Genomic DNA, 15,835 nt, shown 5'->3' on the forward strand with positions numbered 1-15,835 from the left:
CGCATCCGGCCTTTTTTCACCAAGCCACAATTTTGTCGAAAATTTCGCCGAACATCCCTCGAACCCGCCAAGACAAGATGGGAGCCATCGACCGGACGCACAGTCGATCCTGGACAAACGACCAAAGGTGTAGCCGATGAAGCGGCCTTTCCTCGCGCGTCTTCTGGCGCTTGTCGTCTCGTTTCCCGCCGTTTCGGCGTCGGCGGACGTCATTTACAACCGCGACCTGGATCCGGATGCCAAGCCGGTCTTGCAGGTCGGCGGCGGCTGGGGCCAGTTGGAACTCGGCCAGACCGAGGGCGCGCGGCGGCGGCTGGCGGCGCTGGGCTCCATCATGGCCAGCGGCCCCGGCGACGAATCCGCCCGGCTGACCTACTACACGCCACCGGTGCGCGGTTTCGAGGTCGGGGCAAGCTACACCCCGATGCCGCGCGGCACGGAGGCGCTGCCCGACCCGCGCGAGGCCCGCCACATGGTCGAGGCCGCCATCCGCAAGAAGACCCGCATCGGCAAGGCGTCCGTCCGCCTGACCGCCGGCACCAGCCGCGCGCGGGTGCGCGCTGATTCCCGGCGGGTTCCCCGTCAATCCTGGATGGCCGGGGCGCAGATCGGCTGGGAGGCCGTCCGGCTCGACAGCGACCTGCGCCAGCAGGTGACGGCCGACGGCGCCGCCTCGCGGGTCTGGAACACGGCGCTGGCCTATGGCGCCGGCAACGTCACCCTGTCTCTGAACCTCCGGCGCAGCTGGGTGGAGGGCGAGCCGGTGGCCGGCCTCTACCGGGCCGACGCCGCCTACCAGCTCACCCCGCGCTGGCAGCTGGTGGCCGACACCGACATCGCCGCCGCCGGCGGATCACCGGAGGCGGTGGTCACGGTGGGCACCCGCCTGCTGTTCTGACCGCTGCCACCAGCCGGGCGGCGGCCTCGTCGACCTCCTCCGCGCGGGTGGTGCGGCCGAGGCCGAAGCGCAGGCTGGCGTGGGCGTCCTCCGCCGAGCGGCCCATCGCCAGCAGCACGTGCGACGGCTCCGCGTCGCCGCTGCGGCAGGCCGAGCCGGTGGCGAGCGCCAGCTCCGGCAGGCCGAGCAGCAGGTCGGCGGCGTCGATGCCGGGAATAGTGACGTTCAGGCAGCCGGCCAGACCATTGGCGGCGCCGTTGCGCCGGATGCCCGACAGCTCCGCCTCCAGCCGCGCCCACAGCCGGTCGCGCAGGGCGGCGATGCGGCGCCCGTCCTCCTCCGCCCGCGCCCGCGCCAGCCGGCAGGCGGCGCCCAGCCCGACGCAGAGCGCGGTCGGCAAGGTGCCCGGCCGCCGCCCCCCCTGCTGGCCGCCACCCGCCGAGGGCGGGGCCAGCCGCACACCGTCGCGCACCAGCAGGGCGCCGATGCCCATCGGGCCGTTCAGCTTGTGGCCGGACAGGCTGAGCAGGTCGAGCCCCAACGCCGGCATGTCCAGCGCCCGCGTGCCCAGCGCCTGCACCGCGTCGCTGTGGACAAGGGCGCCGTGGCGCCGCGCGAGGGCGGTGATCCCGGCCAGCGGCTGGATGGTGCCGACCTCGTTGTTCGCCGCCATGACGGAGACCAGGGCCGGGCCGGTGCCGGCCGCCGCCCCCACCGCCAGCGCCCGCTCCAGGGCGTTCGGGTCGACACGCCCGTCCGCGTCCACCGGGACGATGGTCGTGGGGTGCCCGCGCCGCCGCAGTTCGGGCAGGCAGCCGAGCACGCTGGGATGCTCGACCGCCGAGACGAGGCAGGCCGCCCCCGGCGCCAGCGTGCCGAGCAGGGCCAGCGTGTTCGCCTCGGTGGCGCCGGAGGTGAAGACGACCGCGCCGGGCCGGGCCCCGACCAGGGCGGCGATGTGGCCGCGCGCCTCCTCGATGGCGTCGGCGGCGCGCCAGCCGGCGGGGTGGGCGGCCTGTGGGTTGCCGGCCGCACCGGGCGCCCACCAGGGCAGCATGGCGTCGAGCACCTGCGGGTCGAGCGGCGTGGAAGCGAGATGGTCAAGATAGATCGCGGACATGATCGTCGCGCCGGACGGAATGGGGGCGGATCCGTGCAGGGTGGCGGACCCGCCCGCCGGGGCCAAGGACGTTCTGCGGCGAACCCGCGAATTCCCGGCCGCCGCGTCAGGTGGCGGTGACGAACCAGCTCGACTGGACCTGATCGGCCGTGACGCCGTTCAGCGTCATGAACCGCATCGAGCTGGTGCCGAAGGTGGCGACGAGCCGGGTTCCCCCGGCGACGTCGGTGGCGGTCCAGGCCGCGCCGGAGGGCAGCCCGATGCGGTCGCCCTCCGCCGCGTTGAAGTCGGTGACGACCAGCCCGCTGGCGGAGCACACGAACAGGTCGGCGCCGATGCCGCCGGTCATGACCGTGCCGCCATCCCCCTTCAGGGTGTCGTTGCCGGCCCCGCCCTGAAGGACGTCGTCGCCCACCCAGCCGCCGAAGATCAGGTCGTCGCCCGCCGAGCCGATGATGGTGTCGGAACCGCTGCCGCCGTTGATCGCCGCGATGCCGGTCAGGGTGACGTTGGAGAAATCGAAGAGGCCGCCGTCGGAATAGGTCTCGATGGTGACGTTGCCGTAGCCGCCGCCTTCGATGCTGTCGATGTTGGCGATCGACTTCAGCCCGATCCGGGTGTTGCTCGTCAGCGCGACGATCCGGTCGGTGTCGGCCGCGGCGCCGCCCTGAAGATGGAAGTAGCCGGTGCTGCCGTTCGTGAAGACGAAAAGGTCGTTTCCGTCCCCGCCGTTCAGCGTGGTGTGCCCGATTCCGGCGACCAGCGTGTCGTTCCCGTTTCCGCCGAACAAAGCGCCGGTGCCGGAATGATCGTCCAGGTAATCGTTTCCATCCTCGCCGTACAGGTAATCGGTCCCCGTTCCTCCGAAGATGGAATCGTTGCCCGCCCCGCCAAACACATAGGTGGCTTCAAGGTCGTAATACTGGGAGTCGCTGAAGATGGTATCGGCGCCGCTGGTCCCGTACTTGTACTTGGTCATGATTCTGCCCTTCGTCGGACGGTTGCACCAAATCCCGTCTAGCAGGGCAAAATTAAAACCGGGTATCGCATCACGGGTATAAATTTTGACGCGGTCAATCCATAGGCACACCAACGATACCGGCGTCATCTTTCAAATGAAAAGGCCGCCCATCCCCCACGGCGGATGGGCGGCCTTCGCAACCGGAAGAACGCGCGTGCGCGCCGTTACTTCAGGAAGGGCAGGTTCAAGCCCTGCTCGCGCGCGCAGTCGATGGCGATGTCGTAGCCGGCGTCGGCATGGCGCATGACGCCGGTCGCCGGGTCGTTCCACAGCACGCGGCCGATTCGCCGCGCCGCGTCGTCGCTGCCGTCGCAGACGATGACCATGCCGGAATGCTGCGAGAAGCCCATGCCGACGCCGCCGCCATGGTGCAGGCTGACCCAGGTCGCCCCGCTCGCCGTGTTGAGCAGCGCGTTCAGCAGCGGCCAGTCCGACACCGCGTCGGAGCCGTCCCGCATCGCCTCGGTCTCGCGGTTCGGGCTGGCGACCGAGCCGCTGTCGAGATGGTCGCGGCCGATGACGATCGGCGCCTTCAGCTCGCCCGTCCGCACCATCTCGTTGAAGGCGAGGCCCAGCCGGTGGCGCTGCCCCAGGCCGACCCAGCAGATGCGCGCCGGCAGGCCCTGGAACTGGATGCGCTTGGCCGCCATGTCGAGCCAGTTGTGCAGGTGCGCGTCGTCGGGAATCAGCTCCTTCACCTTGGCGTCGGTCTTGCGGATGTCGTCGGGATCGCCCGACAGCGCCGCCCAGCGGAACGGCCCGACGCCGCGGCAGAACAGCGGCCGGATGTAGGCGGGGACGAAGCCGGGGAAGTCGAAGGCGTTGTCCAGCCCCTCCTCCTTGGCCATCTGGCGGATGTTGTTGCCGTAATCGACGGTCGGCACGCCCATGCCGTGGAAGGCCAGCATCGCCTCGACCTGCACGCGCATCGACTTGCGGGCGGCGGCGGCGACGGCGGCCGGCTGGCTCTCGCGCGCCGCGTCCCACTCGGCCAGCGTCCAGCCCTGCGGCAGGTAGCCGTTGACGGGATCGTGGGCGGAGGTCTGGTCGGTGACGATGTGCGGGCGGGCGGTCAGGTCGCTGGCGGCGCGGCGCGCCAGTTCGGGGAAGACGTCGGCGGCGTTGCCGAGCAGACCGACCGACAGCGCCTCGCCCCTGGCGCAGGCCTCGTTGATCCAGCCCAGCGCCTCGTCGAGATCGACGGTGTGGCGGTCGAGGTAGCCGGTGCGCAGCCGCATCTCGATGCTGCTCGGCCGGCATTCGACCGCCAGCATGCTGGCCCCGGCCATGGTGGCGGCCAGCGGCTGCGCGCCGCCCATGCCGCCGAGCCCGCCGGTCAGGATCCATTTGCCCTTCAGGTCGCCGTCGTAATGCTGGCGCCCGGCCTCGACGAAGGTCTCGTAGGTGCCCTGCACGATGCCCTGGCTGCCGATGTAGATCCAGGAGCCGGCGGTCATCTGGCCGTACATCGCCAGCCCCTTGCGGTCCAGCTCGTGGAAATGCTCCCAGTTGGCCCAGCGCGGCACCAGGTTGGAGTTGGCGATCAGCACGCGCGGCGCGTCGGCATGGGTGCGGAAGACGCCGACCGGCTTGCCCGACTGCACCAGCAGCGTCTCGTCGTCGTTCAGCTCGCGCAGGGCGGCGACGATGCGGTCGTAGCTGTCCCAGTCGCGCGCGGCGCGGCCGATGCCGCCATAGACGACCAGCTCCTGCGGCCGTTCGGCGACGTCGGGGTCGAGGTTGTTCATCAGCATGCGCAGCGGCGCCTCGGCGAGCCAGCTCTTGCAGCTCAGCTCGGTGCCCTGCGGCGCGCGGATGACGCGCTGGTTGTCGAGACGGGACGGCGGCATGGCGGACGGCATGACGATGGACTCCTGGTGGGCGGGATCAAGGGTTGGGAGGCTTGCTCATCGGTCCTGGCCCGGCGGCATCTGGAAGCGCGCGCCGAGCCGGTAGCGGCTGCCCGGATGGACCAGCATCGCCACCGTCACGACCTGATTGTGCGTCCCATGGGTGTTGACCCAGGTGCGGCGGGTGACGCGCAGGCAGGGCTCGGTCGGCGGGATCTCCAGCAGCGCCGCGATCTCCGGGGTCGGCGCCACCGCCTCGATGACGTGCTCGACCTGCGGCGCGGATTCCAACCGGATCAGGTAGTCGCCGGGAGTCTGGCGCGCGAAGTCCTGCTCCAGATAGGCCGGGGCGACCGCCGGGTTGACCCAGCGCTCCTCCAGTTGCACCGGCACGTCGCTCTCGCGGTGGACCACCACGGAATGGAACAGGGTGGCCCCCACCGGCAGGTTGAAGCGGCGGGCCAAGCCGGAATCGGCGGAAATCGCGAGCAAACGCTCCACGCTGCACGAGTGGCGGTTGCCGCGCGCCGCGATCTCGTCGGCGATGCTGCGCAGCTCCACCACCTCCATGCTCGGCGGCCGCTCGGCGACGAAGGTGCCGAGCCCCTGCACGCGGGTCAGCAGCCCCTCGTCGGTCAGGTCGCGCAGCGCCCGGTGGACCGTCATGCGGCTGACCGAGAACTCCTCCAGCAGCCTGTGCTCCGACGGGATCTGGAATCCCTCCGGCCAGTCGCCGGAACGGATGCGGCGGCGGATCGTCTCCTTGATCTGGGCATAGCGCGGCTGCGCGACGGAGACGGCGGTCATAACGGGACGCTCATCGGCGGACTCGTCTTCAGGACAGGGCGCGGGGCGCGCGGGCGACGCCCGCGTTCACCACCGCCCGGCAGGGGTTGAGGCCGATGGCGTAGGACAATTCCGCCGGATGGTCGATCCCCCACAGCGCCAGATCGGCCCGCATCCCCGGCGCGATCACGCCGCGGTCGGCCAAGCCCAGCGCCTTGGCGGCATGGCGCGTCACCCCGGCCAGCGCCTCCGCCGGGGTCAGCCGGAAGAAGGTGCAGCCCATCGACAGCATCAGCAGCAGCGAGCAGACCGGCGAGGTGCCGGGGTTGTTGTCGGTCGACAGCGCCATCGCGACGCCGTGGCGGCGCAGCAGGTCGACCGGCGGCATCGTCGTCTCGCGCAGGGCGTAGAAGGCGCCGGGCAGCAGCACCGCCACCGTGCCGGCCGCCGCCATCGCGGCGATTCCGGCCTCGTCGAGATGCTCGATGTGGTCGGCGGACAGGCCGCCATACTCGGCGACCAGCTTCGCCCCGCCGAGGTTGCTGAGCTGCTCGGCGTGCAGCTTCACCGGCAGGCCGTGGGCGCGCGCCGCCTCGAACACCCGGCGCGTCTGCGCCACCGAGAAGCCGATGCCCTCGCAGAAGGCGTCCACCGCGTCGGCCAGCCCGGCGGCGGCGACCGCCGGCAGCGTCGTGCCGACCACCTGGTCGATGTAGCCGTCCGGGTCGCCCTTGAACTCCGGCGGCAGGGCGTGGGCGCCGAGGAAGGTGGTGCGGATGGCGACCGGACGGACCTTGGCGAGCCGGCGGGCGACGCGCAGCATGCGCAGTTCGGTCTCGGTGTCGAGCCCGTAGCCGGACTTCACCTCCACCGTGGTGACGCCCTCCGCCAGCAGGCTGTCGAGGCGCGGCAGGGTGGCGGCCAGCAGCGACTCCTCGTCCGCCGCGCGGGTCGCCGCGACGGTGGAGACGATGCCGCCGCCGGCCCGCGCGATCTCCTCGTAGCTGGCGCCGTTCAGCCGCATCTCGAACTCGCGCGCCCGGTTGCCGCCGTAGACGAGATGGGTGTGGCAATCGATCAGTCCCGGCGTCATCCAGCCGCCCCCGCCGGAGCGGACATCCGCGGCCAAAGACTCCATGGGGCCGGGCAGATCGGCGCGCGGGCCCACGAAGACGATGCGGCCGTCCTTGACGCCGATGGCGGCGTCGGTGATCGCGCCGTAGCCGTCGGCGCCATGGCCTTCGGGAGCCGTCATGGTGGCGACGGACAGGTCGATCCACAGGGTGTCCCAAGGCGTCGTTGCGGCGGCGGTCGGCATCGGCGTGTCCTTTCCCAACAGTCCCTCCCCTACCCGTCCCGACTCCCATCCCCTCTCCCCCCGGGGAGAGGGTTAGGGTGAGGGGGACGCATGGCGTGCCGCGAACCGGAAGCCAATGGCTGAGCCATCTTTTTTTCCGGCCTTCCGGCCGTAACGCCCCCTCACCGGCCCTTCGGGCCAGAGGTCGCTCGCAAGTCTCGCGACCGCGCTCCACCTCTGGTCACCTTCGGTGCCCAGCCGGCCTGCGGCCGTCGGTTCCACGCCTCTCCCCGGGGGAGGAGAGGGTTATGAAGTCCGCCCCCCTCACCCGGCCGGCTGGTGCCGGCCGACCTCTCCCCAGGGGGGAGAGGCGGAAGAGCGGGTGCCATCGGAAACGTCGAAGGCGCTTGGCAGCGGGTTGCCTATACTTGTATAGTGTTGTCTATAATAACGAGGGCGCTTGCATGAGCAACCTGTTTTTTGCCTCGGCGCTGCTGCCGCAGGGCTGGGCCGAGAACGTGCTGGTCCGCCTCGACGGCCGGGGCCGCATCGCCGCGATCGGGACCGGCGCCCCCTGCCCGTCCGACGCCGAGCGCTTCGCCGGCGCCGCCGTCGCCGGCATCGCCAACCTGCACTCCCACGCCCACCAGCGCGCCATCGCCGGGCTGGGCGAGTCCTCGGGCGACGGCTCCGACAGCTTCTGGAGCTGGCGCGAGGTGATGTACCGTGCGCTCGACCGCATGGACCCCGACGATTTCGAGGCGGTCGCCGCCCAGCTCTATGTGGAGGCGCTGAAGGCCGGTTTCACCGCCGTCGCCGAGTTCCATTACCTGCACCACGACCGCGACGGCCGTCCCTACGCCGATCCAGCCGAGACGAGCCACCGCGCCGTCGCCGCCGCGCGCGCCGCCGGGCTGCCGATCACACTGCTGCCGGTGCTCTACAACGCGTCGGGCTTCGGCGGCACGCCGCCGACCGCCGGGCAGCGCCGCTTCATCCATGACGGGAAGGGTTTCCAGCGGCTGACCGAGCGCCTGCGCGCCGCCTACGGCGAGGCCGACGACGTGCGGCTCGGCATCGCCCCGCATTCGCTGCGCGCGGTGCCCGAAGCCCTGCTGGCCGAGACCGTCGCCGCCCACCGCGCCGCCAGCCCGGCCGGCCCGATCCACATCCACATCGCCGAACAGCGCAAGGAAGTGGACGACAGCCTCGCCTTCTCCGGCCGCCGCCCGGTCGAGTGGCTGCTGGAGCGCCACGCGCTGGACGGCCGCTGGTGCCTGATCCACGCCACCCACATGACGGAATCCGAGGTCGCCGCCGTGGCTGCCAGCGGCGCCGTCGCCGGCCTCTGCCCGACGACCGAGGCCAACCTCGGCGACGGCTTCTTCGCCGCCGAATCCTACATGGCGCGGAGCGGACGCTGGGGCATCGGCTCGGACAGCCACATCTCGGTCAGCCCGGTCGAGGATCTGCGCTGGCTCGAATACGGCGCGCGGCTGACCAGCGGGCGGCGCACCGTGCTGGCCGGCGGCCCCCGCCGCTCCACCGCCCGCCGGCTGGTCGAGGACGCCCAGGCCGGCGGCGCCCAGGCCACCGGCTTCGAGGCCGGGCGCCTCGCGCCCGGCATGCGCGCCGACATCGTCGTGCTCGACACCGCCCACCCGCTGCTCGCCGCCCGCCAGGGCGACGCGCTGCTCGACGGCTGGATCTTCGCCGGCAACGCCAACCTCGTGCGCGACGTGGTGATCGCCGGACGGACGATCGTCCGCGACCGCCGCCACCCGCGGGAGGACGCGATCGCCGAACGCTTCACACACACCTTGGGGAGACTTCTGGGATGAGCGACACCGCCTCCATCACTCTGGTTCCGGGCGCGCTGCCGCTCGACACGCTGCGCGCGGTCTACCGGAACCGCCCGGCCCTGACGCTCGACCCGGCGGCCTACCCGCGCATGATCCGCTCGCGCGACCTGATCGACGCCATCGCCGGCGGCGACGAGGCGGTCTATGGCGTGAACACCGGCTTCGGCAAGCTGGCCCACACCCACATCGCGGCGGCCGACCTGGAGAAGCTCCAGCGCAACCTGATCCTGTCGCACGCGACCGGCGTCGGCGAGCCGCTGCCCGACGCGGTGGTGCGGCTGATCCTGGTCATCAAGGCGGCCAGCCTCGCGGTCGGCGCGTCGGGCGTGCGGCCGGAGCTGGTCGACGCGCTGCTGGCGCTCTACGCCGCCGACGTGCTGCCGATGATCCCGTCCAAGGGCTCCGTCGGCGCGTCGGGCGATCTGGCGCCGCTGGCGCATCTCTGCGGCATCCTGCTCGGCATCGGCCATGCCCGCGTCGAGGGCAAGGTTGTCACCGCCGCCGAGGGCCTGAGCATCGCCGGCCTCGCGCCGATCGAGCTGAAGGCCAAGGAGGGTCTGGCGCTGATCAACGGCACCCAGGTCTCGACCGGGCTGGCGCTCGCCGGGCTGTTCGAGATCGAGCGCGGCTTCAAGGCGGCGCTGGTGGCGGGCGCCCTGTCGGTCGAAGCCGTCATGGGCAGCCACCGCCCCTTCGACGCCCGCATCAGCGCGCTGCGCGGCCAGCCCGGCCAGATCGCCGTCGCCGCGCTGTTCCGCGACACGCTGGCCGGCAGCCCGCTCAACGCCGCCCACCAGGGACCCGACTGCCACCGGGTGCAGGATCCCTACAGCCTGCGCTGCCAGCCGCAGGTGATGGGCGCCGTGCTCGACCAGATGCGGCAGGCGGCGCGCACGCTGGTGATCGAGGCCAACGGCGTCACCGACAACCCGCTGGTGCTGGTGGATACGGGCGAAGTGCTGTCCGGCGGCAACTTCCACGCCGAGCCGGTGGCGATGGCCGCCGACCAGCTCGCCATCGCCGCCTCGGAGATCGGCGCGCTGTCGGAGCGCCGCATCGCCATGCTGATCGACACCACCATCAGCGGCCTGCCGCCCTTCCTGGTCGCCGAGCCGGGGCTGAACTCCGGCTTCATGATCGCCCACGTCACCGCGGCGGCGCTCGCCTCGGAGAACAAGAGCCACGCCCACCCGGCCAGCGTCGACAGCCTGCCGACCTCCGCCAACCAGGAGGACCATGTCAGCATGGCGACCTTCGCGGCGCGGCGGCTCGGCGAGATTTCCGGCAACGTCGCCGACATCGTCGGCATAGAGCTTTTGGCCGCGATCCAGGGGCTTGAGTTCCACCGGCCGCTCAAGACCTCGGCGCGGCTGGAGGACGCCATCGCCACCGTGCGCGCGGTGGTGCCACGCTACGAGGTCGACCGCTACTTCGCCCCGGATCTGGCGGCCATCGGCGCGCTGGTGCGCGGCGGCGCGCTCGACGACCTGATCCCGCTCGACCTGGAGGCCGCGCGATGACGGCCCTTGCCCGCTCTCCCGTCTTCGAGCTGACGCGCGGCGACGGCCCGCTGGTGGTCAGCATGCCCCATTGCGGCACGGAACTGGCGCCGGGGCTGGCCGAGCGGCTGACGCCCGAGGCGCGCACCCTGTGCGATACCGACTGGCACATCCCCCGCCTCTACGGCTTCGCCGGCGGGCTCGGCGCCACGCTGCTCAGCGCCCGCTTCTCGCGCTTCGTCGTCGACCTCAACCGGCCGCCGGGCGGCGAGAGCCTCTATCCCGGACAGGCGACGACCGGCCTGTGCCCGGAAACCCTGTTCGACGGCCGCCCGCTCTACCGCGACGGCACGGCGCCGGACGCGGCGGAGACCGCCGAACGGGTCGAAACCTATTGGCGTCCCTACCACGACGCGCTGGCGGCGGAGCTGGAGCGGGTGAAGGCGCGCCACGGCTTCGCCATCCTCTACGACGCCCATTCGATCCGCAGCCGGGTGCCCCGGCTGTTCGAGGGCCGGCTGCCCGACCTCAACCTCGGCACCGCGCGCGGCGCCAGCGCCGCCCCGGATCTGATCGCCCGCACGGTCGCCGTCATGGAGAGCGCCTCGGCGAGGGAGGGGTTGAGCTGCGTCGCCGACGGCCGCTTCGTCGGCGGCCACATCACCCGCCATTACGGCCGCCCGGCGGAGAACATCCACGCCCTGCAAATGGAACTGACGCAGGACCGCTACATGAACGAGGAGGACGAGGACGGCCAGGGGGACGGCCAGGGGGACGACCAGGGGGGCAGCGCCGGGCACGGTCCCGCCTTCGCCTACCGCCCCGACCGGGCCGAGCGGTTGCAACGCGTGCTGGTCCCCCTGCTGGAAACGCTGGCCGGCTGGCGACCGGCAACCTGAACGGCGGGGACGGCAGCGGGGGCGGGGCCGGGGGCGAGGGCGGGCTGAGCCGTGCTCACGCGCCCCGGCCAGCGGATCGATGCGCATGCCATTCGGCGCGCGTGATCTCCCAAAGCTCGCTCTCGTGCCGACCCGAAACATAGCCGCGCACGTCGGTGCGGACGACGCGCATGCCGCTGCGCTCCGAGATGCGCCGCGAGCCCTCGTTGGCGACCGCCTTCGGCACGCGCAGCACCCCATGGCCCAGCGCGTCGAACCAGACGTCGGTCACCGGCCCGCAGGCCTCCTCCATCAGCCCCCGTCCCTGCCAGGGCAGGCCGAGCCAGAAGCCGCGGTTGTTGTCCTCCTCGATCATCAGGCTGATCACGCCGATGACCTCTTCCGGCCGCTCCCGCAGGCGGAGCGTCCAGTGGAACGCCTCTTCCCGCTCCATCGCCGGCAGGGCGACATCGCGGATGAAGACGAGGGCGCCGTCCGCCGGGTAGGGCCAGGGAACACGGTCGTTCAGGAAACGCACGATCTCCCAATGCGGGAAATGGCGCTGGATCGCCGGGGCGTCGGGCAGGGCCAACGGCCGAAGCTCCAGGCGCGGCGTGCTGAAGCTCATCGCCGCAACGGATCGCTTGTCCATCCCGTCCACCACCCCAAGGACAACACCCAAACGACAAGGGGAACGCGCCCGGCCGGACGCGCTCCCCCCGATCCTCGCGGACTCCGTTCAGCGCATCAAGGGGTCAGCGCATCACCGCCACCCTCAATGCACCGACGCCTCCTGCCGCACCGCCGCCGGAGCCGCCGCCGGCAGGGCGAAGCCGAGCGGCGGGCGTTCCGGCGCCTTGAAGCCGTGCGGGCGGTCCTCCTCGACCGGCACGCCGTCCAGCGCCAGACGGCCGTCGACCACCGACAGGGCCAGCGTGGTCCGCGCCTCGACCTCCTCGTCGAGCAGCCGCTCGGCGATCGGATCCTCGACGAGCCCCTGCACCGCCCGCTTCAACGGACGGGCGCCGAAGGCGGGATCCCAGCCGAGATCGCCCAGCCGCCGCTTGGCCGCCTCGTCGGCCACCAGCGTCAGGCCGCGCTCGGCCAGCCGCTCGTTGACGCGGGCGAGCTGGATGTCGACGATCCGCGCCATCTGGTCGCGGCCCAGCCGGCGGAAGACCAGCACGTCGTCCAGCCGGTTGAGGAACTCCGGCCGGAACGCCTTGCGCACCGCGTCCATCACCTCGACCGTCGCGCCCCGCACGTCCTCGTCGTCGCCCAAGGCGCTCAAGGCATCCGCCCCGAGGTTGGAGGTCATGATGAGGATGGCGTGGCGGAAGTCGGCCGTCCGCCCCTGCCCGTCGGTCAGCCGCCCGTCGTCGAGCGCCTGAAGCAGCACGTTCAGCACGTCCGGATGCGCCTTCTCGACCTCGTCCAGCAGCACGACCTGATAGGGCCGGCGGCGGATGCGGTCGGCCAGCGAGCCGCCGTCGTCGTACCCGACATAGCCCGGCGGCGAGCCGATCATCCGGCTGACCGCGTGCTTCTCCATGTACTCCGACATGTCGAGCCGGGTGATCGCCGTCTCGTCGTCGAACAGGAACTTGGCCAGCGCCTTCGCCAGCTCGGTCTTGCCGACGCCGGTCGGGCCGAGGAACAGGAAGGAGCCGGTCGGCCGTGTCGGGTCCTTCAGCCCGGCCCGCGCCCGCCGCACCGCCTTGGACACCGCGCGCACCGCGTCGAACTGCCCGACGACGCGCTCGGCCAGCTTGTCCTCCATGCCCTTCAGCCGCTGGCGCTCGCCCTCCAGCATCCGCTCGACCGGGATGCCGGTCCAGCGGGTGACGACGGCGCCGATGTCCTTGGCCGTCACCTCCTCGCGCTCGGTGCTGGCGCGCGATTCGGCCTCGGCGAGACGCTTCTCCAGGTCCGGCACGACGCCGTAGGCCAGCTCGCCGGCCTTGGCCCAGTCGTTGTCACGCCGGGCGCGCTCCAGCTTCGTGCGGGCCTGGTCCAGTTCCTCCTTCAGGCGGCGGCCCTCGGTGCGCCGCGACTGCGAGGCGCGCCACTCCTCCTCCATGGAGGTCTGGCGGCCTTCCGCCTCGGCCAGCTCACGCTCCAGCACGCCCAGCCGCTCGCGCGAGGCCGCGTCGGGCTCGCTCTTCAGCGCCTCGCGCTCGATCTTGAGCTGGGCGACGCGGCGGTCCACCGCGTCGAGCGCCTCGGGCTTGCTGTCGATCGCCATGCGCAGGCGGCTCGCCGCCTCGTCGACGAGATCGATCGCCTTGTCGGGCAGCCGGCGGTCGGAAATGTAGCGCGCCGACAGGCTCACCGCCGCGACCACCGCCGCGTCGGCGATGCGCACGCCATGGTGCACCTCGTACTTGCCCTTGATGCCGCGCAGGATCGACACCGCGTCGTCGACCGACGGCTCGTCCACCGTCACCGGCTGGAAGCGGCGGGCCAGCGCCGCGTCCTTCTCGATGTAGCGGCGGTACTCGTCGGGCGTGGTGGCGCCGACGCAGCGCAGTTCGCCGCGCGCGAGCGCCGGCTTCAGCATGTTGGCGGCGTCCATCGCGCCGTCGGTGCGGCCGGCGCCGATCAGCGTGTGCAGCTCGTCGATGAACAGGATGATGCGGCCGGCAGCCTCCTGCACCTCGGCCAGAACGGACTTCAGCCGCTCCTCGAACTCGCCGCGGAACTTGGCCCCGGCGAGCAGCGCCGTCAGGTCGAGCGCCAGCACCCGGCGGTCTTTCAGCCCCTCCGGCACGTCGCCCGACGCCAGCCGCTGGGCCAGCCCCTCGACCACGGCGGTCTTGCCGACGCCGGGGTCGCCGATCAGGACGGGGTTGTTCTTGGTGCGCCGCGCCAGCACCTGGATGGTGCGGCGGATCTCGTCGTCGCGGCCGATGACGGGATCGAGCCGGCCCTGGCGGGCCTCCTCGGTCAGGTCGCGGGCGTAGCGGGCCAGCGCCTCACCGCCGGTCGTCTCGGTCTCCGCGGCGGCGGGATGGTCCTTGCGCTGGGCGTCGGCGGCGTCGGCCAGGGCCGACGCGTCGACCCCGGCGCGGCGGAACAGGGCGCGCATCGGGCCGCTCTGGCGGGCGAGGCTCTCCAGCAGCCGTTCGGCGCTGACGAAACGGTCACCACCGGAGCGCGCGGATTCCACGGCGCCCTGGAGCACGGCGGCGAGCGCCGGCGACATGTAGATCGGGTGCGGCCCGTCGCCGCTCTGCACGGCGGCATGGGCGAGCTGCTCCTCGGTGGCGCTCTTCAGCAGGTCGGGGTCGCCCCCGGTGTCGCGCACCAGACGGGCGGCGACGCCGTTGGCGTCGTCGATCAGGGCCTTCAGAAGATGCTCGGGCAGAAGCTGCTGGTGGCGCCCGGCAAGCGCGGCGATCTGCGCGGCCTGGATGACGCCGCGCGCACGGTCGGTGAATTGACCGAAGTCCATTCGGCACTCCGTTTCCAGTGTCCCGCCCTGTCCACAGGCGCGGGGAGCGCCCTTGCCGGCCCGCCTCATGCGCGGCCATCCGGCGCCTCGGGACTCAAATGGTTAACGAAAAAGCCCCGATCAAGAGGGGGAGGAAGGGATACGGATGAAGAGTGGCGGGCGGCCAGATTGAGGGGTATAGGTCATAATGCCAAGCTATCGTTAGGTTTGATTCGATAGGGCTTTTTTGATCGGCGGGAGAATCAGGCGCGATGGATCTGCGGCAGCTCCGCTATTTCCTCGGCATCGTCGAGCATGGCTCGATCTCGCGCGCGGCCGATGTCCTGCGGGTGGCGCAGCCGGCGCTGAGCCTGCACCTGAAGCGGCTGGAGGAGGATTTCGGCTGCCAGCTCGTGCTGCGCACGGCGCGCGGCGTGGTGCCGACGGAAAGCGGCCGGCGGCTGGCCCAGCGCGCCGTCACCCTGATCGAATCCATGGACAGCCTGCGCGACGAGGTCCGCGCGGTCGAGGCGGTGCCGGCCGGCCCGGCGACGGTGGGCATCCCGACCTCGCTGGGGCCGGTGCTGACGGTGCCGCTGGCGCTGGCGGTGCGCCGCACCCACCCGCAGATCCGCCTGCGCGTGGTCGAGGGGCTGTCGGGCCACATGCTGGAGTGGGTGCTGTCGGGACAGCTCGACGTGGCGCTGGTGTTCGGGGCCAAGGACATGGGCGGGCTGACCGCCGAGTTCGTGGCTCGGGAATCGCTGCATCTGGTCGGACCGGCCGAGGACCCGCTGTTCGCCGGGCGCGAGTCGATCCCCTTCGGCGAGGCGCTGGCCCTGCCGCTGATCCTGCCCGGCCGCCCTCACGGCGTGCGCGAGGAGGTCGAGCACGCGGCACTGCTGGCGCGCGGCGCCGTGACGGTGGCGATGGAGATCGACGCGTTGGAGCAGATCAAGGCGCTGGTCGCCGAGGGCTGCGGCTACACCGTGCTGTCGGAGCGGGTGGCGCGCTACGGTCCGGTCGCCGAGCGGCTCGCCGGGTTGCCGATCGCCGATCCGCGAATCGACCGCAAGATCCTGCTGGCCCACGCCACCGGCCGCCCGATGCCGGCGGCGGCGCGCGCCGTCCACGCCATCCTGACCGACCTGCTGGCCGGGCTGACGCGCGACGGGGAGTGGCGGTAGCTCC

At 72.0% G+C, this 15,835-nt stretch carries 12 protein-coding genes; 5 read left to right on the top strand and 7 right to left on the bottom strand.

Annotated features, from left to right (window positions below; translation table 11 throughout):
• Nucleotides 1-136: 136 nt before the first annotated feature.
• Nucleotides 137-898, top strand: a complete 762-nt coding sequence (locus J2847_RS11555; RefSeq protein WP_233474450.1) for a porin — start codon at nt 137-139, stop codon at nt 896-898.
• Here J2847_RS11555 and J2847_RS11560 read toward each other — a convergent pair.
• From J2847_RS11560 to hutI, 5 genes are all read right to left on the bottom strand, one after another.
• On the bottom strand, nt 870-2,018 hold the full coding sequence (locus J2847_RS11560) for a cysteine desulfurase family protein (protein ID WP_209779112.1): 1,149 nt from the start codon (nt 2,016-2,018) through the stop codon (nt 870-872). The genes J2847_RS11555 and J2847_RS11560 overlap by 29 nt on opposite strands.
• A gap of 106 nt (nt 2,019-2,124) precedes the next feature.
• Nucleotides 2,125-2,997, bottom strand: coding sequence for a calcium-binding protein (locus tag J2847_RS11565; protein ID WP_209779113.1), 873 nt, complete (start codon nt 2,995-2,997; stop codon nt 2,125-2,127).
• Nucleotides 2,998-3,203: 206 nt separating this feature from the next.
• Nucleotides 3,204-4,889: a urocanate hydratase gene (gene hutU, locus J2847_RS11570; protein WP_209779161.1), complete on the bottom strand. Its 1,686-nt coding sequence runs from the start codon at nt 4,887-4,889 to the stop codon at nt 3,204-3,206.
• A 57-nt stretch (nt 4,890-4,946) separates the two neighbouring features.
• The gene (gene hutC / locus J2847_RS11575) at nt 4,947-5,696 is read right to left on the bottom strand and encodes a histidine utilization repressor (protein WP_209779114.1); all 750 of its coding nucleotides are present in this window, start codon (nt 5,694-5,696) and stop codon (nt 4,947-4,949) included.
• Nucleotides 5,697-5,724: 28 nt separating this feature from the next.
• Nucleotides 5,725-6,993 (bottom strand): imidazolonepropionase, encoded by a 1,269-nt coding sequence (gene hutI, locus J2847_RS11580; protein WP_209779115.1) that lies wholly within the window; start codon nt 6,991-6,993, stop codon nt 5,725-5,727.
• A 443-nt stretch (nt 6,994-7,436) separates the two neighbouring features.
• Here hutI and J2847_RS11585 point away from each other — a divergent pair, with 443 nt between their 5' ends.
• The 3 genes from J2847_RS11585 to hutG are packed head-to-tail and all read left to right on the top strand — an operon-like array spanning nt 7,437 to nt 11,232.
• Entirely contained in the window at nt 7,437-8,813 is a 1,377-nt protein-coding gene (locus J2847_RS11585) for a formimidoylglutamate deiminase (RefSeq protein ID WP_209779116.1), read from the top strand.
• Nucleotides 8,810-10,354, top strand: a complete 1,545-nt coding sequence (gene hutH, locus J2847_RS11590) for a histidine ammonia-lyase (RefSeq protein ID WP_209779117.1) — start codon at nt 8,810-8,812, stop codon at nt 10,352-10,354. Before J2847_RS11585 ends, hutH begins: the two co-directional genes overlap by 4 nt.
• A complete protein-coding gene (gene hutG / locus J2847_RS11595) occupies nt 10,351-11,232 on the top strand; it encodes an N-formylglutamate deformylase (protein ID WP_209779118.1) in 882 nt (293 codons plus the stop codon). Before hutH ends, hutG begins: the two co-directional genes overlap by 4 nt.
• A 55-nt stretch (nt 11,233-11,287) precedes the next feature.
• On the opposite strand, the gene J2847_RS11600 is transcribed toward hutG, so the two are convergent.
• Nucleotides 11,288-11,863: a GNAT family N-acetyltransferase gene (locus J2847_RS11600; protein WP_209779119.1), complete on the bottom strand. Its 576-nt coding sequence runs from the start codon at nt 11,861-11,863 to the stop codon at nt 11,288-11,290.
• A 123-nt stretch (nt 11,864-11,986) separates the two neighbouring features.
• Nucleotides 11,987-14,665, bottom strand: coding sequence for an ATP-dependent chaperone ClpB (gene clpB / locus J2847_RS11605; protein WP_209779120.1), 2,679 nt, complete (start codon nt 14,663-14,665; stop codon nt 11,987-11,989).
• A gap of 251 nt (nt 14,666-14,916) precedes the next feature.
• On the opposite strand from clpB, the gene J2847_RS11610 reads away from it, so the two are divergent.
• Nucleotides 14,917-15,831 carry a LysR family transcriptional regulator gene (locus J2847_RS11610; protein WP_085557748.1) on the top strand — a complete coding sequence of 305 codons (915 nt, stop codon included), beginning with the start codon at nt 14,917-14,919 and terminating at the stop codon, nt 15,829-15,831.
• Nucleotides 15,832-15,835: the final 4 nt, after the last annotated feature.

The organism is Azospirillum agricola, assembly GCF_017876095.1.
Taxonomy (GTDB): domain Bacteria; phylum Pseudomonadota; class Alphaproteobacteria; order Azospirillales; family Azospirillaceae; genus Azospirillum; species Azospirillum agricola.